This is a genomic window from Curtobacterium sp. PhB130 (assembly GCF_003755165.1).
Lineage (GTDB): Bacteria > Actinomycetota > Actinomycetes > Actinomycetales > Microbacteriaceae > Curtobacterium.
This window is the reverse complement of record NZ_RKII01000007.1, coordinates 551,718-577,555: the sequence shown is the minus strand read 5'-3', so window position 1 is coordinate 577,555 and position 25,838 is coordinate 551,718. Positions and strand designations below refer to the sequence as shown.

Here is a 25,838-nt window from a genome sequence, read left to right as displayed (position 1 = left end):
GGCCTCCCTCCCGGTTCTGGGCTATGTTCGCATGTATGGACATGGTGCGGATCGGACTCGTCGGCTACGGCATCGGAGGGCGCGCCTTCCACCGGCCCTTCATCCTCGACGCCTCCGGCGTCGAACTGGTGGGCGTCGTCGCCCGCTCCGCGGACAAGCGCGCGCAGCTCGCGACCGACCTGCCGGACGTCCCGGTGTTCGACTCGCTCACCGCGCTCATCGCGGCGGGTGTCGACGCCGTCGTCATCACCACGCCGCCGTCCACCCGTCGTGACCTCGTGCTCGAGGCCGTCGATGCCGGGATCGCCGTCGTCGCGGACAAGCCCTTCGCGCCGGACCCCGCGACCGCGCGTGAGATCCGGGCGGCTGCGCTCGAGGCGGGCGTCCCGGTCGCGCCGTTCCACAACCGGCGGTGGGACACCGACCTCGTGACGCTCAGGGGCGTGCTGGACGGCGGCGCGCTCGGCGAGGTGCTGCGGTTCGAGTCGCGCTTCGACCTGGTCGAGCGAGCGGGCATCGCGACCGGGGTCGGCGGCGGCGTGCTCTCCGACATCGGCTCGCACCTGGTCGACCAGGCGGTGTCGCTGTTCGGGCCGATCGCGTCGGTGTGGGCCTCGCTCGACATGCGCGACGCGCGCTCGCTCGGCCGCGACCAGGACGGGCAGATCGACGCGGGCTTCACGCTCGAGGCGACGCACCGTTCGGGCGTGGTCTCACGGCTCACGTCGAACAAGGCCGGGTTCCTCGCCGCTCGCCGCCTGCGGGTGGACGGGGTCGACGGGACCTACGAGGCATCGAGCACCGACGTGCAGGCGCAGGCAGCCGTCGCCGGGCGCTCCCCCGCTGACGACCGCGCCGGGTGGGGCGTCGAGCCGGCCGGCGGCACGCTGACCACGGAGTCCGGCACCGCGTCGGTGCCGTCGGCGCAGAGCTCGTACACCGACTACTACGAGCGGTTCGCCCGGGCGGTCCGGGGCGAGGGCACGGTGCCGGTGTCCGTCGACGACGCCGTGCACGTGGTCGAGGTGCTCGATGCGGCACGGCGCGCGGCGGAGTCCGGCCAGGTGGTCGAGGTCCCGGCGGCCTGACGGCTGCGCGTGGCGAGCGCGTGGCTAGAAGTCGGCGGGGCGGGGGACGTCCGTCGTGGCGGCCGTGACGAAACCGCCGCGGATGATCGGCAGCGCGCGGCGGACGGCCTGGTCGATCCGGAGCTCGAGGTCGATGTTCGTGATGTCGTAACCACCCTCGCGCTTGGTGAAGTCGCGCTCGTTGCCGAAGACCCCGATCGGCAGCGTGGTGGACTGGAAGAAGCCGAAGAGCGGGCGCATCTGGTGCTCGACGAGGAGCGCGTGCCGGTCGCTGCCGCCCGTCGCCGTCAGGAGCACCGGGGTGTCGACGAGGTCGTACTGCCCGACCCAGTCGAAGAAGAGCTTGAACGCGCCCGAGTACGCGGCACGGAACGCCGGGCTGCCCACGACGAGCACGTCGGCGGCCTCGACGGCCTCGAGCGCGGCGACCGTGGTCGGCGACATGGTCGAGCGGTCCGACGCCGCGCCGAGGTCGGCCAGCAGCGGACCGATCTCCACGGTCAGGGTGCGCGCGTCCTCGATCTCCTCACCGAGTCGCGCAACGGTCGCGGCCACGAGGGTCGAGGTGCGCGACGGGTCCGATGGGCTGCCGCTGACGCCGACGACGAGTTCTCCGCTCATGCGTTCGATGCTCACACGCCCCCGGAGCCCCCGCTCGGTTGTGACGACATGTGTCGCCTCAGCCGCGCCCGCGTACCGTTCGCCGCATGCAGACGTTCCTGCCGTACGCCGACTTCCGCGCATCCGCCGAGTCTCTCGACGACCGCCGGCTCGGGAAGCAGCGCGTCGAGACCCTGCAGGTGATGCGCGCGCTGACGCTGCCGGACTACGGGTGGCAGCACCACCCGGTCGTGGCGATGTGGCGCGGGTACCGGCCGGCACTGATGGCGTACCAGGACGCCACGTGCGGGGTGTGGCTCGAGCGCGGACACGTCGACACGTGCCTGGCGAAGACCCTCGCGGACCTCGGCCGCTCCCCCGAGGACCTGGCGGCGTACGAGCGCGGCGACTACCCGGTCCCGGCGTGGAACGCGGACGAGGCCGTGCACCGGTCGCACCGGTCCAAGCTCGTGCAGAAGGACCGGGAGCACTACCTCCCGCTCTTCCCGGACGTGCCGGACGACCTGGACTACGTCTGGCCGGTGCCGAGCGCTGCGGTCAGGCGATCGGCGCCCACCGCGCCCCGTCGCGCCGGGTGACCCGGTCGGAGCGGACCTCGACGGTGCCGGCGAGGCCGTCGACGGCGTGCCGGGCGACGGCCACGGCGAGCTCGTCCTCCGCGGCTTCGTAGCGGACGACCGCGCACGGCACACCGCGGAGCAGGCGGACGTCCTGCGCCTCGACGACGGCGAGCTCGGCGACGAGCCGGGCGGCGGCGGGCAGGACGGCGTCGGGAGCGACCCCGGGTGCGAGCGCACCAATGGCGAGCGTGACGCGGTAGGAGGGCACGCCCACACGGTACCGGCGCGCGCTGCTCGGCCGCGCGGTACCGGCAGGCAGAAAGGTGCACCCGGACCCGCCGTGGGTTCGAGGGGGAACGGGACGCCGCTCAGGGAAACGGCGCCCTTGACCCACGGCGGGTCACGGGGTGCAGCAGACTGCGACGACAGGGATCGTCGCGGCCCGCTCCGGACGCTGGTTCAGGGGTGCGTCCGGTTCATCGCGCCGACCGGCTCCCGCAGGGGAACGGAGCCGGGCGGCGCGGGTCCTCAGAGGTGTTCGGTGTCCTCTCGGTACCGCTCCGACTCGGTCGGAGCTGGCATGGATCGTCGTGCAGCGGCCGGGCAGATCATCGGGAGCAGGGCACTCCCGATGGTCGCGAGCGCGCCCACCACGGCGATGAGACCGAGGGGCGCCGAGCCGACGTCGTGTCCGGCTGCCACGGCGAGCGCGAGGACGGTCGCGGGTGCCGGCAGGAGCTGTACCGCCCGGAAACGGTCCTCCCGGGGGACTCGAGTCGTCATCGCGTTTGCCATGTGAACACTCTGACGCAGAACGGGTGTCCGCAAAAGGGGGGACACGTACCCAGAGATGGAGTAGAACGTCTAGTACACCCCTGAACGCGGCTCAGCCCAGCGAGCGGACCGCCGCCACCGCATCGACCACCGCGGCGACGACGAGCGGGACGTCCTCCCCCGTCAGGGTCCCGTCGAACGTCAGCCGGACGGCACTCCGCGCGACCTCGTCGGACAGCCCGAGCGCGGTGAGGACGTGCGACGCCTCGGTGCTGCCGGCGGCGCAGGCGCTCCCCGAGGACGACACGACGTCCCGCTGCTCCAGCTCGAGCAGCACGGTCTCCCCGTTGACGGCGGGGACCCGCGCGGCGCCGGCGGCACCGGGTACCTCGGGGAAGCAGAACGACGCGTGCCCGGGCAGCCGGTGCACAGCGGACCCGGTGAGCACCGCGCCGGGGACCCCGGCGAGGACCCCGGCGACCACCGCGTCCCGAGTGGCGGTCGCCGTCGCGGCGGCGACTGCGCGCCCGGCCGCCGACAGCGCCACCGCGGTCGACACCGCGACCGCACCGGCGACGTCCTCGGTGCCCGACCGCCGTCCGCGCTCCTGGCCCCCGCCGTGCACGAGCGGCTCCATCGGCACACCGGACCGGATCGCGAGCACCCCGGTGCCCTTCGGCGCGCCGAGCTTGTGTCCGGAGAACGTCAGCGCGTCGACGCCGAGCAGGTCGAGGCCGATCGGCAACCACGGCGCGGACTGCACCGCGTCGGTGTGGAAGCGGGCGCCGACCCCGTGGGCGAGCGTCGCGAGGGCGGGGATGTCCTGCACCGTGCCGATCTCGTTGTCGGCGTGCGCGATCGACACGAGCGTGGTGTCCGGCCGGAGCGCCGCGGCGAGCACCGACGGGTCGACGCGGCCGTCCGGCGACACCGGCAGCACGGTCACCTCGAACCCGTGGAAGCGCTCCAGGTACGCGCAGCTCGCCAGGACCGCCTCGTGCTCGATGGCGCTCGTGACGACGTGGCGGCCCCGCGGTGCGGCGAGCGCGATGCCCTTCACCGCCGTGTTCGCGCCCTCGGTGCCGCCCGCGGTGAACACGATCTCGGCCGGACGGCACCCGAGGACCGACGCCACCTGTCCACGCGCGGCCGCGAGCCCGCGGGACGCCTGGTCCCCGATCCCGTGCGTGGACGACGGGTTCCCGAAGCCGCCCGTCAGCCACGGCCACATCGCCTCGAGCACCTCGCGGCGGACGGGCGTGGTGGCGGCACGGTCCAGGTAGAACACCGGTCAGGCCGACGGCGCGGACGGGACGGCGACGTCGATGTCGAGCCCGAGGTCGAGGGCACGCGCCGAGTGCGTCAGCGCACCCACCGAGATGACGTCGACGCCGGTGGCGGCGATCGCGGCGACGGTCTCCAGCGAGACCCCGCCGGACGCCTCGACGAGCGCACGGCCGCCGACGATCGCCACGCCCTCGGTCAGCATCGCCGGCGTGAAGTTGTCGAGCATGATCGTGTCGACCCCGGCGCCGACGACCGGCTCGATCTGGTCGATGCGGTCCACCTCGACCTCGAGGTGCACCGTGTGCCCGAGCCGCTCCCGGGCGCCGTGGATCGCCTCGCCGATGCCGATCCCGCTCGCGAGCAGCACCGCGAGGTGGTTGTCCTTCGCGAGGACCGCGTCGGACAGCGACGTCCGGTGGTTGTGCCCGCCGCCGCACCGCACGGCGTAGCGCTCGAGCGCGCGGAGCCCTGGCGTGGTCTTCCGGGTGTCGACGATGCGCGCGCGGGTGCCGGCGACGGCGGCGACGTACCGGGCGGTCGCGGTCGCGATGCCGGACATCCGCTGCACGAGGTTGAGCGCGACCCGCTCGGCGCGGAGCACCGCCCGGGCCGACCCGGTCACGGTCGCGAGGACGTCCCCCGGCGCGAACGGGTCCCCGTCGGCGACGTGCACGACCGCCTCGATCGTGGGGTCCACGGCGTGCATCACGGCCACGAAGACCGCGCCGCCGCTGAGGACACCGGGCTCACGGGCGCCCAGCGTCGCGGTGGCGGTCGCGTCCGCCGGGATGAGCGTCTCGCTGGTGACGTCGCCCCACGGCGCGTCCTCCTCGAGCGCGGTCTCGATGACGCGGCGGAGCGCGTGCGGCGGGATGGAGCCGACGTGGGTGGTGGGCACGGTGGTGGGCACGGTGATGGTCATGCGAGTGCTTCCTCGGGGACGGGAACGGGTGCGGTCGCCGGTGCGGCGACCCACGCGAGCGACGCGGGGGCGTCCGGGTCGGTGTCGGGGTGGTCGGTGCGGGCGTGTGCGCCGCGGGACTCGGTACGGGCCTCGGCCGCACGGGCGACGAGCCGGGCGAGGTCGAGGAGCGCGCGGTCCTCGTGCGCCCGGACGGTCGCGGGGGCGTCGACGGCCAGCGCGTCGAGCTCGCGACGCGCGGTCGCCAACCCACCCGCGTCGCGGAGCAGGCCGACGCGTTCGGTCATCACCCGCTGGACCGTCTGCCGGACGTCGGCCGACCCGTCGAGGCGAGCCGGGCCTCCCGTCCGGCGGTCCGTACCGATCGTCGGACGGGAGGCAGTGGTCGGCCCCACGACGCCCGGCACCGTGGTGACGGGGAGCGTCGCGGTGCCGCGGAGACGGAGCAGGCCGGGTCGCGGTGCGCCGAGCGCGTCCGCTGCGCGGACCGCGAAGACCAGTCCCTCGAGGAGGGAGTTGGAGGCGAGGCGGTTCGCACCGTGCACACCGGTGCACGCCGCTTCACCGATGGTGGCGAGACCCGGGATGCTCGTGCGTCCTTCGGCGTCGGTGGCGATGCCGCCCATGAAGTAGTGCGCTGCCGGAGCGACCGGGACGCCGTCGCGGGTCCAGTCGAAGCCGGCGGCACGGGTGGCGCGGGTGAGGCCGGGGAAGCGGGCGACGAGGAAGCCGGGGTCGAGTGCCGTGGCGTCGAGGACGACCTCCCCGGAGTCGCGGATCGCGGCGGCGATGCCCCGGGCGACGACGTCACGCGGGGCGAGTTCGGCGTCCGGGTGCACGGCGGTCATGAAGCGGCGACCGCGGGCGTCGCGGAGGACGGCGCCCTCGCCGCGGACGGCCTCGGAGACGAGCCCGCCGCCGGGCACCGCGAGGCGTGTCGGGTGGAACTGCATGAACTCGAGGTCGGCCAGGACGGCTCCGGCACGCCAGGCCGCGGCCGCCCCGTCGCCCGTCGCGACGAGCGGGTTCGTCGTCGCGCGGTACAGGTGCCCGGCGCCCCCTGATGCGAGGACGACCGCGTCGGCGTCGATCCGCCGCGGCTCGCCGAGGAGATCGAGGACGTCGATGCCGACCACCGCCCCGTCACGGAGCACGAGGTCGGTGAGGCAGGTGCGCTCCAGGATCGTCACGTGCTGCCGGTGCAGCGCCGCGATGAGCGTCTGCTCGATCGCCGCGCCGGTGGCGTCGCCGGCCGCGTGCACGACCCGCCAGCGTCCGTGCGCCGCCTCACGCCCGCGGGCGAGGTCGTCGCCGTACCGGTCGAGGCTCGCCGGGTCGGCGGTGCGGTCGAACGGCACGCCGAGCGCCAGGAGGTCGCGGACGCGGGCCGGGCCGTCGGTGCAGAGGACCTCGACCGCGCGCCCATCCGCGCTGCCGGCCGCCGCGACGTGCGTGTCCGCCTGGTGCAGCGCCGCGGTGTCGTCGGCGCCGAGGGCGACGGCGATGCCGCCCTGGGCGTGGCTCGTCGCCGCGTCCGCCAGCGCGCCCTTCGTCACGAGGGTGACGTCGTGGTGGGCGCTCGCGCGGATCGCGGCGGTGAGCCCGGCGATGCCGGAGCCGACGATGACGACGTGCACGCTCAGTCCTTCGGACGGGCCGCGAGCATCCGCTCGAGCGCGACCTTGGCGTCGGCCTTGACGTCGTCCGGGACGACGATCTCGTTGAGGACCTCGCCGTTCACGAGGGCCTCGAGCACCCAGGCGAGGTAGCCGGGGTGGATCCGGTACATCGTCGAACACGGGCAGACGACCGGGTCGAGGCAGAAGATCGTGTGCTGCGGGTACTCCGCGGCGAGCCGGTTCACCATGTTGATCTCGGTGCCGATCGCGAACGTGGTCGGCTCGGTCGCCGCGGCCACGGTCTTCCGGATCAGGTCCGTGCTGCCGGCGGCGTCCGCGGCGTCGACGACGGCCATCGGGCACTCCGGGTGGACGATGACCTGGACGCCGGGGTGGTCCACGCGGGCCTGCTCGATCTGGTCCACCGTGAAGCGACGGTGCACGGAGCAGAAGCCGTGCCAGAGGACGACCTTCGCGGCGAGCAGCTCGGCCGCGGTGTTGCCGCCGCCGGGCAGTCGGGGGTTCCACATCGGCATCAGGTCCGTGCTGATGCCCATCGCCTTCGCGGTGTTCCGACCGAGGTGCTGGTCCGGGAAGAAGAGGACCCGCTGCCCGCGCTCGAACGCCCACTCGAGGACGGTCGCCGCGTTCGAGCTGGTGCACACGATGCCGCCGTGGCGGCCGCAGAAGGCCTTGAGGTCGGCAGCGGAGTTCATGTACGTGACGGGGATGACCGGCACGCGGCCGTCGGCGTCCGGCTCGGTGCCGTAGACCGCTTCGAGCTCGGCCCACGCGGCCTCGACGCTGTCGATGTCGGCCATGTCCGCCATCGAGCAGCCGGCCGCCAGGTTCGGCAGGATCACGCGCTGGTCGTCGCGCGCGAGGATGTCGGCCGTCTCGGCCATGAAGTGCACGCCGCAGAACACGATCGCCTCGGCGTCGGGCTTCGTCAGCGCGGCGTTCGCGAGCTGGAACGAGTCGCCGAGGAAGTCCGCGTGCCGGACCACCTCGTCGCGCTGGTAGAAGTGCCCGAGGACGACGACGCGGTCCCCGAGGGTCGCCTTCGCCCGTTCGATGCGCTCGTGGAGCTCGTCGACGGGGGCGTGCTTGTACTCGTCCGGCAGGACGCCCTGGCGCGGGGCGGTGGTCGGGATGACGTCGGACATCGACGAGCCGGGCCCGTACCCGGGGCGGGCGTCGAAGTCCCAGGTCGGCATCGCGAGGTCCGGCGTGCAGGTGCTGCCGTCGGCCTTGCCGTTGGAGATGAGTTCGATGGTGGTTGCGATGGACACCGGGGGTTCCTATCGGTTCTGCGGTTTCGTGCCCTGCTGCAGCGGGCCGTTGTCCGCGTAGGCCAGGTCGGGGTTCGAGCGGTACAGCCGGGCCGGGCGGTGCCGGTCCCCGCTCGTGGTCTCGTCGGTGGCGATCACCGCGTCGGACTGCGCGACCTGCCGGCGGAAGTTCGCCGGGTCGAGGGTGCGGCCGAGGACGGCTTCGTACACCGCCCGGAGCTCGGCGAGGGTGAACCGCTCGCCGAGGAACGCCTGCGCGATCCGGGAGTACGACATCTTGTTGCGGAGCCGCCAGAGCGCGTACTCGGCGATCCGGTCGTGGTCGAACGCCAGGGGCGGGTGCTCGTCGGCGAGGAACCAGCGGACGTTCCAGTCCTCCGGCACCGAGCTCGCCTCGTCCGGGCGGACGAGAGCCCAGTACACGATCGAGACGACCCGGGTCGGGGAGCGGTCGACGTCGCCGAACGCGTAGAGCTGCTCGAGGTACCGCGGCTGCACGTTCGTGGTCTCGCGGAGGCGCGCCGCCGCGGAGTCCTCGAGCCCTTCGTCCGGACGCACCCAGCCGCCGGGGAGCGCCCATGATCCCTCGTGCGGTTCGGTCGTGCGGCGGACGAGCGGCATCCACAGCGCGGGCGCCCCGGTGTCGGGGTGCGGGCGCAGCGCGACGATCACGGTGGAGACCGCGACGCGGATGTCGTCTGCCATGTTCTGGTCTTTCTGACTGTAAGTGTTCGGGTTGAGCCGACTCTATCACCGGGACCGGCCGACGCTGACACGTTGCCGAAACAAACCGTCTCCACACCGAAAAACTCCGGTGACCGCCCAGAAACCCGCCAGGCATACGGTGGCGACATGACAACGGTGACCAGGGTGCACGCCGTCGTGACGGGGACCGTCCAGGGGGTCGGGTTCCGCTACTGGACGGCACGCAAGGCCGACGGGCTCGAACTCGCGGGCTACGCTCGGAACCTCTTCGACGGAACGGTCGAGGTCGAGGCGGAGGGGCCCTCGCCGGCGGTCGACGCGCTCATCGAGATGCTGCGCAGCGGACCGCCGACGGCGACCGTCACCGAGGTGACGACCAGGGCGGTCGTGCCGCACGGGGACGTGGAGACGTTCGACATCCTGCACTGAGCGTCCATCCGGCGATGTCGGTGCGGCGCGGAATAATCGAGTTCGTTCAGGTGCTGCACCGTTCGTCCTCGCCCACTCCCCTCTCGTTCGGAGCCTCCATGACCGACCACGCCACCGACGCCGCGCCGCGGACGGGCGCCGTCCCGCAGCAGGGCTCGCGCCAGCAGGGCTCGCGCCAGGAGGGCTCGCGCCAGCAGGGCGGTGGGTCGCAGCCGGTGCGGTCCGCAGCTGACGACCGGCTGGTGATCGGCCTGCTGCTGGTCTCCGCCTTCGTCGTGATCCTCAACGAGACGATCATGGGCGTCGCGCTCCCGCGGCTCATGGACGACCTCGACATCAGCGCCGCGACCGGGCAGTGGCTCACCACCGGGTTCCTGCTCACGATGGCCGTCGTCATCCCGATCACCGGGTTCCTGCTGCAGCGCTTCAACACGCGGCCGGTGTTCGTCTGGGCGATGAGCCTGTTCTCCGCCGGCACGCTCATCGCGCTGCTCGCACCCGGGTTCACGATGCTGCTCGTCGGCCGTGTCGTGCAGGCCAGCGGCACCGCGATCATGATGCCGCTCCTCATGACGACGGTCCTCACCCTGATCGAGCCCGCACACCGCGGCCGCGTGATGGGCAACATCTCGATCGTCATCTCGGTCGCGCCCGCCATCGGCCCGACGATCTCGGGGCTGATCCTCAACGCGTTCTCGTGGCGCTGGCTCTTCGGCTTCGTGCTGCCGATCGCGATCGCGGCGCTGATCCTCGGCATGGTGAAGGTCCGAAACGTCGGCACCCCGCGGACGGCTCCGCTCGACGTGTTCTCCGTGGTCCTGTCGGCCTTCGCGTTCGGCGGGGTCGTCTACGGCCTGTCGAGCATCGGCGAGATCGCCACCACCGGCCCGGTCGTCCCGATCACGGCCCTGGTCGTCGGAGCCGTCGCGCTGACGCTGTTCATCCTCCGGCAGACCCGGCTGCAGCGGAGCGACCGCGCACTGCTCGACCTCCGGACGTTCCAGACGAAGGGCTTCACCGTCCCGATCGTGGGGATGGGCCTGAGCTTCCTGGTGATGCTCGGCACGCTGATCCTGCTGCCGATCTACCTGGAGCGCGTTCTCGGGCTCGACGTCCTGAACGTCGGACTGCTGCTGCTCCCCGGTGGCCTGCTGATGGGGCTGCTCTCCCCGATCGTCGGCCGGATCTACGACCGTCGTGGTCCGCGGGTGCTGCTCATCCCGGGCACGATCATCATCAGCCTCGTGATGTGGGCGCTGTCCACCGTCGGCACCGACACCAGCGTGTGGTTCGTCCTCGGCGCACACGTCGTCCTGAGCATCGGCCTGGCGCTGACCTTCACGCCGCTGTTCACCGCGGCGCTCGGCGGCCTGCCCCCGAAGCTCTACTCGCACGGCAGCGCGGTGCTCGGTACGGCGCAGCAGCTCGCCGGTGCTGCGGGCACCGCACTGTTCGTCACGCTGCTGACCATCGGCGCCGCGACGGCCACGGCGGGCTCCGGCGCGGACGGGCTCGCCGCGGCGACGGCGTCCGGCGTGAAGACGGCGTTCCTCGTCGGCGGGATCATCTCCCTGTTCGGGATCCTGACGGCCGTCTTCGTGCGGAAGCCCGTCACGCCCGAGGGCGCGCCGACGCCCCCGGCCGCGCACTAGCGCGGCCGGCGCGCGCCGCGGCGCGGCGCGCGCTCCGCTCGGCGGTGTCGCGCTCGCACGACCGAAACCACCGCGAACCACGGACTTCCGTGGTTCGCGGTGGTTTCCGTTGTGCGGACGCACAACGCACCGCATGCGCGGTGCGCGGTGCGCGGTGCGTTTTGCGGTGCGCGGTGCGCGGTGCGCGGTGCGCGGTGCGTTTTGCGGTGCGCGGTCGGCGCGGTCGGCGCACGCCCGCCGCGGCGCCGCCGAGGCGGCCGCGGCCGCGGCGCGCGGCCTCGGCGCTCGGCGCTCGGCGCTCGGCGCTCGGCGCTCGGCGCTCGGCGCTCGGCGCTCGGCGCTCGCATAACGGAAACCGCGCCGAACCACGGACTTCCGTGGTTCGGCGCGGTTTCCGTTGTGCGGAGGCATTCCGCACCACGGTGCGCGGCGCGGCTGCCGCGCCGGCCGCCGCTGCTGCCGCGCCGCGCCGCGCCGGCCGCGCCGCCGCGCCGGCCGCGCCGCGCGCACGGGGGCGCGTGGCATCGTGGGCGCATGCGGTCGACGACGAGCGAGCTGAACTGGTCCGGCACGGTGACGTACACGGCGGAGCGCGTCGAACGCCCGACCTCCTTGGAGCAGGCCGCCGAGATCGTCGCGCGCGAGCCCCGCGTCCACGGCCTCGGCACCCGGCACTCGTTCAACGACGTCGCGGACACCCCCGGCGTGCTGCTCGACCTCACCGCGATCCCGACCGACCTGGCGATCGAGCACGGAGACGGCGCGAGCACCGCGACACTCGGCGCCGGCACCCGCTACGGCGTCGTCGCCCCCGACATCGACGCGGCCGGCCTCGCCCTGCACAACATGGGCTCGCTGCCGCACATCTCGGTCGGCGGCGCGATCGCGACCGGCACGCACGGCTCCGGCACGACGCTCGGCTCGCTGAGCACCGCCGTCTGCGCGCTCGAGTTCCTCGGCCCCGACGGCACGACCCGCACCGTGCACCGCGAGGACCCCGACGGCCCGGGCAGCGTCATGCACCTCGGCCTGCTCGGCATCGTCACCCGCGTCACGCTCGAGGTGCAGCCGACCTACCTGATGCGCCAGGACTCGTACGGCCCGTTCCCGTGGCGCACGTTCCTCGACCACGTCGCCGAGATCCAGGCCGCCGGGTACTCCGTGTGCTCGTACACCCGGTTCGGCGACGAGATCGGCGAGGTGCTCGTGAAGAGCCGCGCCGAACACGTGCCCGACGACCTGTTCGGCGCACCACGACTCCCCGGCACCCCGGGCGACGCCTCCCGCACCGCCCGGGACGGCTCGATGGGCCCGTGGTGGGACCGGCTGCCGCACTTCCCCATCGACTCCGTCCCCTCACACGGCTCCGAGGTGCAGAGCGAGCACTTCGTCCCGCTCCGCCACGCCGCGGCAGCGCTCGACGCCCTCCGCGGGCTCGCCGACCGCATCCAGCCGCACCTGCACGTCGCCGAGCTCCGGACGATGGCCGCCGACGACCTCTGGCTCAGCCCGTCGCAGGGCGAGGACGTCTTCTGCATCGCCTTCACCTGGAAGAAGCACCCCGAGGAGGTCGCGGCGCTCCTGCCCGACCTCGAGGCCCGCCTCGCACCCCTCGGTGGCCGCCCGCACTGGGGCAAGATGAGCTCGCTCGACAGTGACGCGGTCGCCGCGCTGTACCCGCGCCTCCCCGCGTTCCGCGAGCTGGTCGCCCGGGCGGACCCGGACCGGACGTTCGCGTCCGCCTTCGGCGAGCGGTCCTTGCGGACCTGACCCGAGCCTCCCGTCCGGTGCATCCCGGCCCACCACCGGACGGGAGGCGCTCCCCACGTCCGCCCCGCCGCTCACGGCAGGTGGGTGACCACCTTCGCCTGCCCGTCCCAGTGCCGGAGGGCGCCCACGGTGAGCACCTCGGGGAGCGGTCTCGCCGCCGTGAGCGCGCGGAGCGCTGCGGGCAGGTCGACGTCCCGGATGCGGCGGGCCAGGGTGACGTGCGGCGCCCACCGTCCCGGGGCGGCGGGGTCGAGCGAGCCGGGAGCCGCGCGGTGGACGGCCTGGTGGAACCGCGCCAGGGGCTCGTCGACGACCACGCCGAGGCCGAGCACGTGCCGACCGGGCCCGGCGGGGAAGAGCAGGACCCCGGCGACGCGGAGCTCGGCGGGCAGGGCCGTGTCGAAGCCGGTGGGGACGGGCAGGGTCTCCCCCGCGGCGAGGGTCACGTGTGGGTCGTTCGTGCCCGAGTGCCCGAGACTCGGCAGCTCCGCCGCGACGAGCGTCTGCCAGAGCGTCCGGACCACAGCGTCCGAGGGGTCGTCGAGGACGAGTTCGATGCTGCGCACCCGTCCGAGTCTGCCCGGCGGCAGCTGCGCGCGTCCCGGTTGTAACACGGCGGAACGCAAGTCGACCGTGCCCCCGCTGGCCGTCACACTCGTGTCAGTCCACGAGCGTGTGACCCCCACTGCACGGCCCGCGAGGCCCGCCCCACGAGGAGCACCCCATGACCGCACCCGCACTGCCCGACAAGCCGAAGCGCAAGCGCCCGATCGGCTGGATCGTCGCCGCGGCGATCGTCGTCGTCGCCATCATCATCGCCGTCGTCGCGGTCGCCGTCCGCTCCGGTGGCGACGACTCGAGCGCCGCGTCCTCGGGCAACGCGCCGAAGACGGTCACGATCGGTGTCTCGGACAAGTCGCTGCCGTACTGGGACACGTACGTGAAGCTCGCGAAGTCGCAGCTCAACGTCACGGTGAAGCTGCAGAACTTCTCGGACTACTCGCTGCCGAACCCTGCGCTCAAGGACAAGCAGATCGACATCAACCAGTTCCAGCACATCCAGTACCTGGCGAACTACAACGTCACCTCGGACGACGACCTGCAGCCGATCGGTGCGACGGCCGTCTACCCGCTGCCGCTGTACTCCACCAAGGTCTCGGACGTCGCGGACTTCAGCAACGGCGCCAAGGTCGCGATCCCGAACGACGCCATCAACGAGGCGCGGGCGCTCCTGGTCCTGCAGGCCGCTGACCTGGTGACGCTCAAGGACGGCGGCAACGCGTTCTCGACCGTCGCCGACATCACCTCGCACAAGGTCGACGTGCAGACGCTCGACGCCTCGCAGACCGCGAACGCGCTGCAGCAGGGTTCCGTCGAGGGCGCGATCGTCAACGTGAACTACGCCACCTCGGCCGGGCTCGACACCAAGGACGCGATCTTCCAGGACGACCCGAAGAGCGCATCGGCCGCCCCGTACGTGAACGTGTTCGCGGTGCGTGACGCCGACAAGACGAACAAGACCTACCTCGAACTGGCGAAGCTGTTCCAGGACGACGCCGTGCAGAAGGTCTTCGCGAAGGACTACCCGGACGCCGTGCCGAGCGACGAGAGCGCTGCGACCCTGCAGAAGGAACTCGCGGCGGTCGAGAAGGACGCGAAGGCGGCAACGGAGTAGTGGCTGCCCTCGTCGAACTCCGCGGCGTCTCCAAGAGCTACCGCCGCGCCGACACCGGCGAGACCGTGGTCGCCGTCGAGGACGTGTCCCTCGACGTCGAGCAGGGTGAGGTCCTCGGCGTCATCGGCTACTCCGGTGCCGGCAAGTCCACCCTGGTCCGCCTGGTCAACGCCCTCGAACTGCCCACCTCGGGCACCGTCACGGTCGCGGGCCAGGAGCTGACGGCGATCCCCGAGCGGGATCGCCGTCTGGCGCGTCGCCGCATCGGGATGATCTTCCAGCAGTTCAACCTGTTCCGCTCCCGCACCATCGCCGGCAACGTGGCGTACCCGCTCAAGGTCGCCGGTGTCGGGAAGGAAGAACGGGACCGCCGTGTCGCCGAGCTGCTCGACTTCGTCGGACTGCTCGACCGGGCGTACGCGTACCCGGAGCAGCTCTCCGGCGGCCAGAAGCAGCGCGTCGGCATCGCCCGGGCGCTCGCCTCGAACCCCGAACTGCTGCTCGCCGACGAGGCCACGAGCGCCCTCGACCCGGAGACCACGTCCGAGGTGCTCGCGCTCCTCCGCCGCGTGAACCGGGAGCTCGGTGTGACGATCATCGTCATCACGCACGAGATGGACGCCGTCCGGCAGATCGCGGACCGCGTCGCCGTCATGGAGCAGGGCCGCGTGGTCGAGGTCGGGGACGTCTACGACGTGTTCTCCACGCCGGCCAACGCCGCGACGAAGCGCTTCGTCCGCACCGCGCTGCACGACCGGCCCTCCCCCGAGACGCTCGCGCGGCTGCGGGAGCGGCACCCGGGGCGGCTCGTCACCGTGCAGATCACCGACGAGGCCCGGTTGCAGAACCGCATCGACGCGGTGTTCCGGTCCGCCGGGGTCACCGCCGAGCTCGTGTACGGCGGGGTGGGCGAGATCCGGGAGCGCCGGATCGGGTCGCTGACGTACGAGTTGACCGGGCCCGGTGCTGGTGCTGGTTCTGGTTCTGGTTCCGCCATCGACGACGCCGTGGCGGCGCTCCGCTCCGGCGGCGTCACGACCGACGAGGAGGCAGGCGCGTGAACAACTCCTTCCAGAGCGTGATCGACACGTTCGACGTCTTCCTGTCCTCGGTGCGCGACACGATCGTGATGTCGCTGGTGTCCCTGGTCATCGCCGGGCTCATCGGTCTGGCGCTCGGCCTGGCGCTGTACGCGACGCGTCCGGGCAACCTGCTCGGCAGCCGCACCGCGTACACGGTCATCAACCTGCTCGTGAACATCGTCCGCCCGATCCCGTTCGTGATCTTCCTCGCCGCGATCGCCCCGCTCTCGCGCGTGGTGGTGCAGACGACGATCGGCGTCCCCGCGGTGACGTTCGCGATCTCGCTGGCGGCGGCGTTCGCGGTCGCCCGCATCGTGGAGCAGAACCTGCTGGCGGTGGACCCCGGCGTGGTCGAGGCCGCGCGGGCATCGGGAGCGCACCCGGTCTCGATCCTGCTGACGGTGCTCATCCCGGAGGGGCTCGGGCCGCTCATCCTCGGGTACACGTTCATCTTCATCGGCATCGTGGACATGACCGCGCAGGGTGCACTCGTCGGTGGCGGTGGCCTCGGCGAGTACGCCATCACCTACGGGTCGCAGCGCTACGACTGGTGGATCGTGTACGTCTCGGTGGCGGCGATCGTCGTCATCGTGCAGCTCGGGCAGTTCATCGGCAACCGCTTGGCGCGCGCGACGCTCCGCCGCTGACCCCTGCCGAGATCGCACTTCGTGTCGCCCGCCCTCGAGCGAGGCGACACGAAGTGCGATCTCGCGCGTCGGGCGCGGGGCGCGGGCGCGCCCGCGCGGCGCGCGCGGCGCGCGGCGCGGGCGGACGCGCGGCGCGCGGACGCGTCAGGCCGCGCTGTCGGCGGCGACGCTGTCGGCGGCCGCGGCGCCCGGCGCCTCGTAGTGCGCCCGCACCAGGATCGGACGGTGGTCCGAGATGCCCGCCGGCAGGGTCTCCACGCCGGCGATGTGCAGCCCGACGCTCGTCGCGAAGTCGAAGTGCCCGGTGAACTTGCGGTACCGCAGGTACGTCGGCTGGTCGGAGAGCGAGAGCGCGAAGCCGTGCGACTCGATCTTCCGGCGCAGGTTCGTCTGGAACCACGGGTAGTTGAAGTCGCCGACCATGATCGCCGGAGCCTCGCTCGACAGGTCCCGCACGAACTGGTGCGCCGCCTCGATCTGCTTGCGCCGCAGTGAGTTCGTCGCCGTCAGCGGTGAGGCGTGGAACGACGCCACGATCACGTCGGTCGCGGCCTGCTTGTCGTGCAGGTGCATCGCGATGAGGCGTTCGTGCGCGGGCGCGAGCACCCGGTCGTGCAGGGACTTCTGCAGCGAGTGGATGCTGAAGTCCTGCACCTCGAAGCGATCGTCGCGCTTGTAGATCGCGAGGCCGAGACGGTTCGCCTTGGTCGACGCGGCGAGGGTCAGGCCCCCGACGGCGGGCGCGAGGTCGTTGCTGTCGCACTCCTGGACGCACAGGACGTCGGCGTCCGATGCCTCGGCGAGGGCGGCGAGCTCACCGTTCGCGGCGTGTTCCCGCAGGTTGTAGCTGACGACGCGGATGGTGGTGGGTTGGACGTCGGTGTCCATCGGGATGGTCCCCTGTTGGTCTGGCACGGGCATGCTGCCTTCCTTCCGGAGCCGGGTCCCTGCGTCCCGCTCAGTCTGCCGCGGCAACGGTACTCGGCGTCCGCAAGCAGTTGCTGAGACTGTAGCGCCTGCCGGATTTCCGGCGCGTGACAGGGACACGAACGTTCACGCTCGCACCCGCCGGACCGGGCGGATGGTGTCCCCGGCGGTCCGGCTCATGACGATCCCCTCGACACAGGCGACGACGAGCAGCACCGCGATCACCCAGAACGCGACCGCGTACGGCCCCGAACCTCCGAGCCCAGCGGCTGCGCGGATGACGACCGCGGCGACGGCGACCCCGAACCCGGCGGCGGTCTGCTGCAGCGTCGAGGACAGGGTGTTCGCCGGGGTCATGTCGGCCTGCTCGACGTCCGCGAACGCGATGGTGTTGTACGCCGTGAAGCCGACCGAGCGTGCGGCACCGCTGACGACGAGCAGCACGGCGAGGACCCAGAACGGCGTCGCCGGGGTGAGGAACGCCATCGCGACGACCGTGGCCGCGGCGACGGCGGACGACACGATGATGACGGGGCGGTACCCGAACCAGCGGAGGAACGGCGTCGTCGCGGGCTTGATGCCGAGGTTGCCGACGAAGACCCAGAGCACGGCGGACCCGGCTTCGAGCGCGGTCCACCCCCAGGCGTCCTGGAAGAGCAGCGGCAGCACGAACGGCACGGCGGAGACGGCGAGCCGGAACAGGCTCCCGCCGGCGTGCGACACCCGGAAGGTCTCGAGGCGGAACGCGTCGAGTCCCATGATCGGGTGCGGTGCCCGCCGGAAGTGCCGGATCGCGAGCCAGGTGCAGACCGCCCCGACGACGCCCGCGACGACCGCGGCGACGACGGGCACGGTGTCGAGTGCGAGGAGCGACGCCATCACCACGAGCGCGCCGAGCCCGAAGCAGGCGAGCAGTGAACCGCGCCAGTCGAACGGCACGCGCTGCGGTGCCCGCTCCTGGGGGACGAGCACGAGCGCCGCGACCAGGGCGATCACGCCGAGCGGGATGTTCACCAGGAAGATCCAGTGCCACGTCAGGGTGTCGACGAGGACGCCGCCGATGAACGGCGCGATGATCGGCGCGGCGAGTGCCGGCCAGGTCAGGATCGCGATCGCGGTGACGAGCTGGTCCTTGCCGGCGCTCCGGAGCACGACGAGCCGCCCGACGGGGACCATCAGCGCGCCGCCGATGCCCTGCACGATGCGCCAGATCGTCAGGTCCACCAGCCCGTTCGACGCGGCGCAGAGCCCGGACGCGATGGTGAAGACCGCGATCGCGCCGACGAACACCGTCCGCGACCCGATGCGGTCGGTCAGCCACCCGCTCACCGGGATGCACACCGCCAGCGTCACGAGGTACGCGGTGATCGCGATGCCGATCGCCGCGGAGTCGACGCCGAGGTCGCGTCCCATCGCCGGGGCCGCGGTGGCGAGGATGGTGCCGTCGAGCAGCTCCATGAAGAAGGTGCCCGCCACGAGCACGGCCACCGCCGTGCTGCCCGTCCGTCGTCTGGCCGATGTCGTCGTCGTCATGTCACCACAAATGCTATGCCCAGCGGCGCGCGGGCTGTTCTGCAATGTGGAACGGTGGGACGGACAGCGTTGTCCGGACGATCGTCCGTGCAGCAGCGTGGACCCCGTCGAAGGAGGATCGATGCCGACCATCCCCGCCACCGTCAGCACCAAGGGCGCATGGGACCCGGGTGCCAGCACCCCGCACCACGTGCTCGACGCCGCGCACCTGCCCGTGATGACGCTCCGCGACTCCGCGCTCGTCAACAACACCGCGGTGATGCAGGCGTACGTCGAGCGGCACGGGCTCCTGTTCGCCCCGCACATGAAGACGCACATGTCGCCGGACCTCGCCGCGCGGCAGATCGACGCCGGCGCGTGGGGCGTCACGGTCGCGTCGGTCCAGCAGGCGATGGTCGCGTGGGAGCACGGCATCCACCACGTCCTCGTCGCGAACGAGGTCCTCGACCCCGCAGGGCTCGCCTGGCTCGCGTCCCGCCGCTCCGCCGACCCCGCGTCGGACGTGCTCTGCTACGTCGACTCTGCGGCGGGCGTGGCGGCAGCGGCAGCGGCGACCGCGGCGGTCGACGGGCAGCTCCACGTACTCGTCGAGGTCGGGTTCCCCGGCGGGCGCACCGGCGTCCGTGACGCGGCAACCGCTTCGGACATCGCGCAGCGGGCCGTCGACGCGGGCCTGACCGTCCGCGGCGTCTCCGGCTACGAGGGCGGCCTGCCCGGCGTGGACGAGGCCCGTGCGTACGTCGACGGCGTCCTCGCGATCGTCGCGAGCGTCCGACCCCTCGTCACCGGCGACCGGGCACTCCTCAGCATGGGCGGCAGCGCCTGGTTCGACGCCGTCACCGACGCCGTCGCAGCCCGACCGGACGACCTCGACGTGCTGCTCCGGTCCGGCGCGTACCTCACCCACGACGACGGCTTCTACGAGGCACGTACGCCGTTCCACCGACACCCGGCAGAGGGCTCGCTCCGCGCGGCGATCGAGGTGTGGGGGCGGGTCACGTCCTGCCCGGAACCCGGCCTGGCACTCGTCGCGGTCGGCAAGCGCGACATCTCCTTCGACGAGGGTCTCCCCGTGGTGCGGCAGATCCGGATCGGAGGCTCGGCTCGGGACGCGCAGCGCGTCCCGGCACCCGGGGCGGTCACCGTGACCCGCCTCGACGACCAGCACTGCTACCTCGCGCTGGCGACGGGGGTCACGCTGACGCCCGGCGACGTCGTCGTGTTCGGCATCTCGCACCCGTGCACGGTCTTCGACAAGTGGCGCCAGGTGCACGTCGTCGACGACGACGACACCGTGCTCGAGACGATCGCGACGTGGTTCTGATGCAGACAGCCGAAGCACCCGAGCTGCCCGCACGGAACGCCGCGCTCTCCCTCCGGCGTGGCCTCCGGATCCTCGACCTCGTCGCCGACCGCACCCGGAACGGTGACCCGTCGGTGAGCCTGACGACGCTGAGCACCGCGCTCGGCACCTCGAAGTCGACGGTGCTGCGGCTGACGGCCCCGATGCTCGAGAACGACCTGCTCCGCCGCACCGCGGACGCCGGCTTCACGCTCGGCCTCGGGTCGCTGCTGCTCGGGCAGAGCTACCTCGAGGGGATCGACCTCCGCGCCGCCGCCGCGCCCTTCCTCCGCCGCACGGCCGAACAGACCGGGCTGACGTGCCACCTCGTCGTCCCGGACGGCACCGACATCGTCTACGTCGACAAGGTCGAGACCCGGGGCACCGTCCGGATGGGTTCCCGGATCGGGAACCGCCTGCCGATGCGCAACACCGCGTCCGGCAAGGCGATGGTGGCGTTCGGCGAGCCGGACCTGCTCGACCGGGTGCTCGCCCACCCCGCCGCCGCGATGACCGAGCACTCGATCACGGACGACGACCGCTGGCGCCAGGAGATCGGCCGGACGCGGGAACGCGGGTACGGCATCGACGACCGCGAGAACGAGCCGGACATCCGCTGCGTCGCGGCCCCCGTGCTCGACCACGCGAACCAGGTCGTCGGCGCGATGAGCATCTCCGGGCTCGCGTCCCGGTTCAAGGCCTCGGCCGTCCGCGACCTCGGGGGCGGCGTCGTCCGGACCGCGCTCGAGATCTCGGTCGCGCTCGGGTCGTCCTCGGCACAGCTCGCCCTCGCCCGGGGTGCCCGGTGACCGGCGTCCTGACCTTCGGCGAGACGATGCTCCTGCTCGCCGGGCGCGGCGCCGTCACCGACCTCGACGCGATGGGCGTGGACACCGGCGGCGCGGAGAGCAACGTCGCGATCGGCCTCGCCCGCGCCGGTGTCGACGCGACCTGGATCGGCCGGGTCGGCGCCGACCCCGCCGGGGACCGCGTCCTCGCCGACGTCGCGGCAGAGGGGGTCGAGGTCGTCCCCGTGCGCGACCCGGAGCGCCCGACCGGGATCATGATGAAGGAACGACTCGACGGGGGTCGCACGCGGGTCACGTACCACCGCCGGGGTTCCGCGGGCGCTGCCCTGACTCCGGCGGACGTGCCCTCCGGCCTCGTCGAACGCGCTGCGCTGCTGCACCTCTCCGGCATCACGCTCGCGCTCTCGGACACCGCGCGGGAGACCGTGCACGCCGCGATCGTCCGCGCCGCCGATGCCGGCGTCCCGGTGTCGTTCGACGTCAACCACCGCCCGAAGCTCGTCGACGACGACACCGGCCGGTCGTACTACCGCGCCGTCGCCGCCCACGCCGCGGTGGTCTTCGCCGGCGACGACGAGGCACGCCTGGTCCTCGGGCGTCCGGAGCGCGACGACGACGAGGAAACCCTGGCGCACGAGCTCGCCGCGCTGGCGAACGGCCGCGCGGTCGTGAAGCTCGGGTCCCGCGGGGCCGTCGCGTCGATCGACGGGGTGCTGTACCGGCGGCACGCCAGCCCGGTCGCGGTGATCGACCCGGTCGGCGCCGGGGACGCGTTCGTCGCCGCCTGGCTCGCCGCGGACCTCGCCGGGGCCTCCCCCACCGCCACGCTCGACCGCGCCGCAGACGCCGGCGCGCTCGCCTGCACGGTCGACGGCGACTGGCGCCGGCCGGACCCCGCCGCGCTCGGTCTGGTCGACGTGACCGGGATCGACCACGCCGTCCACGACCGCGTCGACCGATGAGCACGATGGAGAACGACACGATGACCGACACCACGACCACCACCACCACCGGGACCGCGCGGCACCGCCACGAGGCCGGACCGGCCATCGCGATCCTCCGCGGCGGGACGGGCGAGCACGTCGAGGACGTCATCCGCACCCTCGTCGATGCCGGCGTCCGGGCGATCGAGATCACCACGAACACCCCGCGCTGGCGTGAGGGCATCGCGTGGGGCACCGCGGAGTACGGCACGGCGGCGGCGATCGGCGTCGGCACCGTGCTCGACACGCGGCAGCTCGACGAGGCCGCCGCCGCCGGAGCCACCTTCGCCGTGAGTCCCCACACCGACGCGGCCATCGGGGAACGCGCGCACGAGCGTGGCCTCGGCTGGTACCCGGGCGCGGCGACGCCGACCGAGATCGTCCGCGCCTGGCAGCTCGGAGCCCGCGCCGTGAAGGTCTTCCCGGCAGCCCAGCTCGGCGGCCCCGCATTCCTCAAGCAGGTGCTCGCACCGCTGGACTTCGTCGACGTCATCCCGACCGGCGGCATCGGGGTGGACGACGCCTGCGACTACCTCGACGCCGGTGCCGTCGCCGTGGGGCTCGGGTCGCCGCTGGTCGGGGACGCGCTGACCTCCGGCGACCTCGACGCGCTCCGGGCCCGCGCCGAGCGACTCGTCGCCGCGGTGCACCGATGACCGTGCTGCTCCGCGGCGGTTCCGTCGTCGGCGTCGTCGGCACGGCCGCAGACGCGGGTGTCGCTCCCGGCGTCGACGACGTCGAGCGGGCCGATGTCCTCGTCGAGGGCGACCGCATCGTCCGGGTCGCGCCGGACATCACCGCACCGCCGGGCGCCACCGTCGTCGACTGCGGCGAGCGCCTCGTGCTCCCCGGCCTCGTGGACGCGCACTCGCACGCCGGCTCGCTCGTGTTCGAGCCCGAGGTGCAGCTCGCGCTCCTGCGGCAGGGCGTCACCACGATCGTCACCGGGCAGGACGGCGTCGGACCGGCCCCGGGTGGTGGTGCGTTCGCCGACACGTACTTCGCCGCGATCGACGGCCCCCACCCCCGCTACGACGGCAGCGGCATCGCCGGACTCCTCGCCACGTACGACGGCACCACGCCGCTGAACGTGGCGACGCTCGTCCCCGCCGGGACCGTCCGGCACGAGGTGCACGGGGACGACCCCGGTCCGGTGACGCCGCAGGAGCGCCGTGCGATGCGCACGATGGTGCGCGACGGTCTCCACGCGGGTGCCGTCGGGCTCGCGACCGGGCTCGACTACGTCCCCGGGCTGTACGCCGACACGGCGGAGCTCACGGCGCTCTGCATCGAGGTCGCCGATGCGGACGCGCTGTACGTCTCGCACATGCGGGGTGGCTACGAGACGAACGCCCGGGCGGGCCTCGACGAGATCGCGGAGATCGTCCGCGCGACGGGGGTCCGCGCGCACGTGTCGCACCTGCATGCGCCCGTCGAGCTCGCGGTCGAGGCCCTCGCCGACCTCGAGCGTTCCGGAGCGCCGATGTCGTTCGACGCGTACCCGTACTCCCGCGGCTGCACGATCCTGTCGATGCTGCTGCTGCCCGCCGACCTCGCCCGTCCGGGCACCACCGACCTCGCGGCGGCCATCGCCGACGAGGACGGCCGTGCCCGGGTCCGCGGCGCCGTGCTCGACCGGGTGCTCGGACGCGCGGACCTCGGCACGGGGTGGGCGGAGCAGATCACGCTCTCGCACGTGCCGGCGCCGGAGTTCCACGCGCTGCAGGGCCGCACCCTCGCCGAAGCGGCCGAGCTGACCGGCACGGACCCGGTCGACCTCGCGCTCGACGTCCTCGTCGACTCGGCGCTCCAGGTCACCGTCGTGATGCGGGTGCCAGACCCGCGGACCTCCGACGAGCTCACCCCGCTCTTCCGGCTGCCCGGGCACACGGCGGGCTCGGACGGGATCTTCGTCGGCACGCACCCGCACCCCCGGGCGTACGGCACGTTCGCGCGGTACCTCGAGGAGTACGCGGTCCCGGGCCGCCTGGGCTGGGCCGAGGTCGCCCGGCACCTCGCCACGACGGCGGTCGAGCGCCATCGACTCGGCACGCGGGGGACGGTGACGGCCGGGGCGGTCGCGGACCTCGTCGTGGTCGATCCGGAGCGCGTGGCCGCACGGTCGACGTACGCCCACCCGATGCAGCTCGCGGAGGGGATCGACGACGTCCTCGTCGCGGGTGTCCCCGTGCTGCGGGACGGCGCCCTGACGCACGAGACCCCCGGCCAGGGGCTCCGCAGAGTGTCCTGACCGGGGGCGCTGAGCCTTCACTCAGCCGAGCGAGCGCGCCGAGGGCAGCTCGGATGGCCGCTCAGGCGGTCGGGAGCACCGCGACGACGTCGATCTCGACGAGGATGTTCGCCAGGTGCGACTGCACGGTGGTGCGCACCGGGTACGGCGCGGTGAAGTGCTTCGCGTACTCCTCGTTGAAGGCCGCGAAGTCACGGTCCGAGTGCTCGAGGTGCACGGTCGACTTCACGACGTCGTCGAGCGTCGCTCCGTGTTCGGCGAGGACCGCGGCGACGTTGGCCAGCACCTGGGCCGTCTGCCCGGCGACGTCGTCGGCGATCGCACCGGTGGCCGGGTCCTGCGGGCCGAAGCCGGCGGTGTAGAGGAAGCCGTTCGCGACGATCCCCTGGCTGTAGGGGCCGGCGGGCTTCGGGGCGTTCTCGGTCACGATGGCGGTCTTCGGCACGGTGGCTCCTCACGGTGGGGTTGCGGGCGGGTCGTCCCAGGCTAGGGCGAGCGGGGCACTGCGGACCGACCACGGGACGGCCGTTTTCCGCACTGCACAACGTGTGTCGTGCCTCCCGACCGGCGCGCTGTGTGCGTCACCCAGCCACCGTGACTATCGTCGTGGCGTGCCGCCCGACGGAACCCTCACGCAGTCGATCGCGTCCGGCCGTCGCCGGGCGATCGACTCGGTCACGAGCCTGCCCGCGTGGGCCGCCGTCGTGCTCGTCTGGTTCGGCGGCCGCATGGTCTCCACGCTCTGGCTCGCATTGGTGTACCCGCTGACCGGGCGGGCGCTGCCGGAGAACGCGATCTGGACCAACGACCACGGGTTCCTGCGCTTCCTGACCGCGTGGGACGGGCAGTACTACGAGCAGATCTCCCTGCACGGGTACCCGACGACGCTGCCCCTCGACACGGCGGGACACGTGGCGCAGAACGCGTGGGCGTTCCTGCCGGCGTTCCCGTTCACGATCCGGTTCGTCACCGTCTGGACCGGCATGACCTTCGAGGTCGCCGCACCCGCGATCGCGCTCGTCGCCGGCCTCGTCGCCGCGTTCCTGCTGCACCGGCTGGTCCGCGAAGGCGCCGGCAACACCGCGGCGATGTGGGCCGTCTTCTTCTTCACGTGCGGGCCGCTGTCGTTCCTGCTGCAGGTCGGGTACGCGGAGAGCATGTTCCTGGCGCTCGTGTTCGGGGCGCTCCTGGCGCTCGAGCACCGGCGGTACGGGCTGCTCACCGCGCTCGGGGTCGCCGCGGCGTTCACCCGGCCGGGCGCGCTCGCGCTGCCGCTGACGCTCGGGGTCGTCGCCCTGGTGCGCTGGGTCCAGTTGCGCCGCGGCAACTCGCGGGTGCTCGACGGGTTCCCGCTCCGCGAGCAGGCCCGCGTCGTGGCGTCCGGCGTCGTGATGGTCGTCGCGGGACTCGCGTGGCCCGTGATCGCGTCGCACGTCACCGGGCGCTCCGATGCGTACCTGGCGACCGAGATGTCCTGGTGGGTGAACTTCATCGGCCGCGTGGACTTCGTGCCGCTGACGCCGTGGTTCCTGACCACCGCGAAGTGGCTCGGCGTCAGCGGCGTGCTCATCGTCGTCGGGCTGCTGATCGGGTACCCGATCTGGCTGCTGCGCCGGTCGACCCGGAAGCTCGGGTCCACGACGCTCGTCTTCTCCGGGGCGTACGCGCTCTACGTCTTCGCGGTGTCGCTGCCGATGGCGTCCACCCCGCGGCTGCTGATGCCGCTCGCGCCGCTGTTCGGGTCACCCGAGCTCGTCGCGAAGCCCTGGATGCGGTGGACGCTCGTCACATGCGCGCTCGCCGGACAGCCGGTGCTCGTCGCCGTGCTCTGGCTGCTCGGCCCGCCCTGACCCGGGCGCTCCGCGCATTC

General features: G+C 72.9%; 26 protein-coding genes. 14 read left to right on the top strand and 12 right to left on the bottom strand.

The features are described from left to right. Positions 1–35: 35 nt before the first annotated feature. Entirely contained in the window at positions 36–1,088 is a 1,053-nt protein-coding gene (locus tag EDF24_RS08545; RefSeq protein WP_260233392.1) for a Gfo/Idh/MocA family protein, read from the top strand. A 24-nt stretch (positions 1,089–1,112) separates the two neighbouring features. Here EDF24_RS08545 and EDF24_RS08540 read toward each other — a convergent pair whose 3' ends face one another. After that, positions 1,113–1,709 (bottom strand): NAD(P)H-dependent oxidoreductase, encoded by a 597-nt coding sequence (locus tag EDF24_RS08540; RefSeq protein WP_123655552.1) that lies wholly within the window; start codon positions 1,707–1,709, stop codon positions 1,113–1,115. An 86-nt stretch (positions 1,710–1,795) separates the two neighbouring features. On the opposite strand from EDF24_RS08540, the gene EDF24_RS08535 reads away from it, so the two are divergent. Further along, complete coding sequence (locus EDF24_RS08535) at positions 1,796–2,287, top strand: MSMEG_6728 family protein (protein ID WP_123702242.1); 492 nt, start codon at positions 1,796–1,798, stop codon at positions 2,285–2,287. Here EDF24_RS08535 and EDF24_RS08530 read toward each other — a convergent pair. The 7 genes from EDF24_RS08530 to EDF24_RS08500 all read right to left on the bottom strand — a co-directional run bounded on the left by EDF24_RS08530 (position 2,247) and on the right by EDF24_RS08500 (position 8,868). After that, positions 2,247–2,537 carry a hypothetical protein gene (locus EDF24_RS08530; protein WP_260233391.1) on the bottom strand — a complete coding sequence of 97 codons (291 nt, stop codon included), beginning with the start codon at positions 2,535–2,537 and terminating at the stop codon, positions 2,247–2,249. The genes EDF24_RS08535 and EDF24_RS08530 overlap by 41 nt on opposite strands. A gap of 260 nt (positions 2,538–2,797) precedes the next feature. Continuing rightward, the gene (locus tag EDF24_RS08525; protein ID WP_123655554.1) at positions 2,798–3,052 is read right to left on the bottom strand and encodes a hypothetical protein; all 255 of its coding nucleotides are present in this window, start codon (positions 3,050–3,052) and stop codon (positions 2,798–2,800) included. 103 nt (positions 3,053–3,155) lie between these two features. Next, positions 3,156–4,331 carry a cysteine desulfurase family protein gene (locus EDF24_RS08520; protein WP_123702240.1) on the bottom strand — a complete coding sequence of 392 codons (1,176 nt, stop codon included), beginning with the start codon at positions 4,329–4,331 and terminating at the stop codon, positions 3,156–3,158. A 3-nt stretch (positions 4,332–4,334) separates the two neighbouring features. Continuing rightward, a complete protein-coding gene (nadC, locus tag EDF24_RS08515) occupies positions 4,335–5,252 on the bottom strand; it encodes a carboxylating nicotinate-nucleotide diphosphorylase (protein WP_123702238.1) in 918 nt (305 codons plus the stop codon). Next, on the bottom strand, positions 5,249–6,889 hold the full coding sequence (locus tag EDF24_RS08510) for an L-aspartate oxidase (protein WP_123702236.1): 1,641 nt from the start codon (positions 6,887–6,889) through the stop codon (positions 5,249–5,251). The genes nadC and EDF24_RS08510 overlap by 4 nt, the downstream gene beginning before the upstream one ends. A gap of 2 nt (positions 6,890–6,891) precedes the next feature. Continuing rightward, positions 6,892–8,163: a quinolinate synthase NadA gene (nadA, locus tag EDF24_RS08505; protein ID WP_123702234.1), complete on the bottom strand. Its 1,272-nt coding sequence runs from the start codon at positions 8,161–8,163 to the stop codon at positions 6,892–6,894. A gap of 9 nt (positions 8,164–8,172) precedes the next feature. Then, positions 8,173–8,868 carry an NrtR DNA-binding winged helix domain-containing protein gene (locus EDF24_RS08500; protein WP_123655559.1) on the bottom strand — a complete coding sequence of 232 codons (696 nt, stop codon included), beginning with the start codon at positions 8,866–8,868 and terminating at the stop codon, positions 8,173–8,175. Between the two features lie 147 nt (positions 8,869–9,015). Between EDF24_RS08500 and EDF24_RS08495 the strand changes: the two genes are divergently transcribed. The 3 genes from EDF24_RS08495 (at position 9,016) to EDF24_RS08485 (ending at position 12,719) form a co-directional block, all read left to right on the top strand. Next, positions 9,016–9,297 carry an acylphosphatase gene (locus EDF24_RS08495; protein WP_123655560.1) on the top strand — a complete coding sequence of 94 codons (282 nt, stop codon included), beginning with the start codon at positions 9,016–9,018 and terminating at the stop codon, positions 9,295–9,297. Between the two features lie 98 nt (positions 9,298–9,395). Continuing rightward, complete coding sequence (locus tag EDF24_RS08490; RefSeq protein WP_123702232.1) at positions 9,396–10,949, top strand: MDR family MFS transporter; 1,554 nt, start codon at positions 9,396–9,398, stop codon at positions 10,947–10,949. A gap of 534 nt (positions 10,950–11,483) precedes the next feature. Then, a complete protein-coding gene (locus EDF24_RS08485; protein WP_123702230.1) occupies positions 11,484–12,719 on the top strand; it encodes a D-arabinono-1,4-lactone oxidase in 1,236 nt (411 codons plus the stop codon). A gap of 71 nt (positions 12,720–12,790) precedes the next feature. Here EDF24_RS08485 and EDF24_RS08480 read toward each other — a convergent pair whose 3' ends face one another. After that, positions 12,791–13,285, bottom strand: a complete 495-nt coding sequence (locus EDF24_RS08480; protein WP_185021611.1) for a 2'-5' RNA ligase family protein — start codon at positions 13,283–13,285, stop codon at positions 12,791–12,793. Positions 13,286–13,443: 158 nt separating this feature from the next. On the opposite strand from EDF24_RS08480, the gene EDF24_RS08475 reads away from it, so the two are divergent. The 3 genes from EDF24_RS08475 to EDF24_RS08465 are packed head-to-tail and all read left to right on the top strand — an operon-like array spanning position 13,444 to position 16,123. Next, entirely contained in the window at positions 13,444–14,394 is a 951-nt protein-coding gene (locus EDF24_RS08475) for a MetQ/NlpA family ABC transporter substrate-binding protein (protein WP_123702226.1), read from the top strand. Next, on the top strand, positions 14,394–15,455 hold the full coding sequence (locus tag EDF24_RS08470) for a methionine ABC transporter ATP-binding protein (protein WP_123702224.1): 1,062 nt from the start codon (positions 14,394–14,396) through the stop codon (positions 15,453–15,455). The genes EDF24_RS08475 and EDF24_RS08470 overlap by 1 nt, the downstream gene beginning before the upstream one ends. Continuing rightward, positions 15,452–16,123 carry a methionine ABC transporter permease gene (locus EDF24_RS08465; RefSeq protein WP_243698244.1) on the top strand — a complete coding sequence of 224 codons (672 nt, stop codon included), beginning with the start codon at positions 15,452–15,454 and terminating at the stop codon, positions 16,121–16,123. Before EDF24_RS08470 ends, EDF24_RS08465 begins: the two co-directional genes overlap by 4 nt. Before the next feature lie 144 nt (positions 16,124–16,267). Here the strand turns inward: EDF24_RS08465 and EDF24_RS08460 are convergent, their stop codons facing one another. Beyond that, entirely contained in the window at positions 16,268–17,044 is a 777-nt protein-coding gene (locus tag EDF24_RS08460; protein ID WP_123655566.1) for an endonuclease/exonuclease/phosphatase family protein, read from the bottom strand. A gap of 132 nt (positions 17,045–17,176) precedes the next feature. Continuing rightward, positions 17,177–18,583, bottom strand: coding sequence for an MFS transporter (locus EDF24_RS18885; RefSeq protein WP_132047907.1), 1,407 nt, complete (start codon positions 18,581–18,583; stop codon positions 17,177–17,179). 121 nt (positions 18,584–18,704) lie between these two features. Here EDF24_RS18885 and EDF24_RS18880 point away from each other — a divergent pair, with 121 nt between their 5' ends. Genes EDF24_RS18880 through EDF24_RS08435 form a run of 5 tightly spaced genes read left to right on the top strand, consistent with a single transcriptional unit; the run spans position 18,705 to position 23,968 of the window. After that, on the top strand, positions 18,705–19,907 hold the full coding sequence (locus EDF24_RS18880; RefSeq protein ID WP_185021610.1) for an alanine racemase: 1,203 nt from the start codon (positions 18,705–18,707) through the stop codon (positions 19,905–19,907). Then, positions 19,907–20,734, top strand: coding sequence for an IclR family transcriptional regulator (locus tag EDF24_RS08450; RefSeq protein WP_123655569.1), 828 nt, complete (start codon positions 19,907–19,909; stop codon positions 20,732–20,734). The genes EDF24_RS18880 and EDF24_RS08450 overlap by 1 nt, the downstream gene beginning before the upstream one ends. Beyond that, positions 20,731–21,696, top strand: coding sequence for a sugar kinase (locus EDF24_RS08445; RefSeq protein WP_123702219.1), 966 nt, complete (start codon positions 20,731–20,733; stop codon positions 21,694–21,696). The genes EDF24_RS08450 and EDF24_RS08445 overlap by 4 nt, the downstream gene beginning before the upstream one ends. Continuing rightward, positions 21,693–22,373, top strand: a complete 681-nt coding sequence (locus tag EDF24_RS08440; protein WP_123655571.1) for a bifunctional 4-hydroxy-2-oxoglutarate aldolase/2-dehydro-3-deoxy-phosphogluconate aldolase — start codon at positions 21,693–21,695, stop codon at positions 22,371–22,373. The genes EDF24_RS08445 and EDF24_RS08440 overlap by 4 nt, the downstream gene beginning before the upstream one ends. Continuing rightward, entirely contained in the window at positions 22,370–23,968 is a 1,599-nt protein-coding gene (locus EDF24_RS08435; RefSeq protein WP_148070856.1) for an amidohydrolase family protein, read from the top strand. Before EDF24_RS08440 ends, EDF24_RS08435 begins: the two co-directional genes overlap by 4 nt. A 61-nt stretch (positions 23,969–24,029) precedes the next feature. Here EDF24_RS08435 and EDF24_RS08430 read toward each other — a convergent pair whose 3' ends face one another. Next, entirely contained in the window at positions 24,030–24,413 is a 384-nt protein-coding gene (locus EDF24_RS08430; RefSeq protein WP_123655573.1) for a RidA family protein, read from the bottom strand. A 166-nt stretch (positions 24,414–24,579) separates the two neighbouring features. On the opposite strand from EDF24_RS08430, the gene EDF24_RS08425 reads away from it, so the two are divergent. Next, on the top strand, positions 24,580–25,818 hold the full coding sequence (locus EDF24_RS08425) for a hypothetical protein (protein ID WP_123702215.1): 1,239 nt from the start codon (positions 24,580–24,582) through the stop codon (positions 25,816–25,818). Positions 25,819–25,838: the final 20 nt, after the last annotated feature.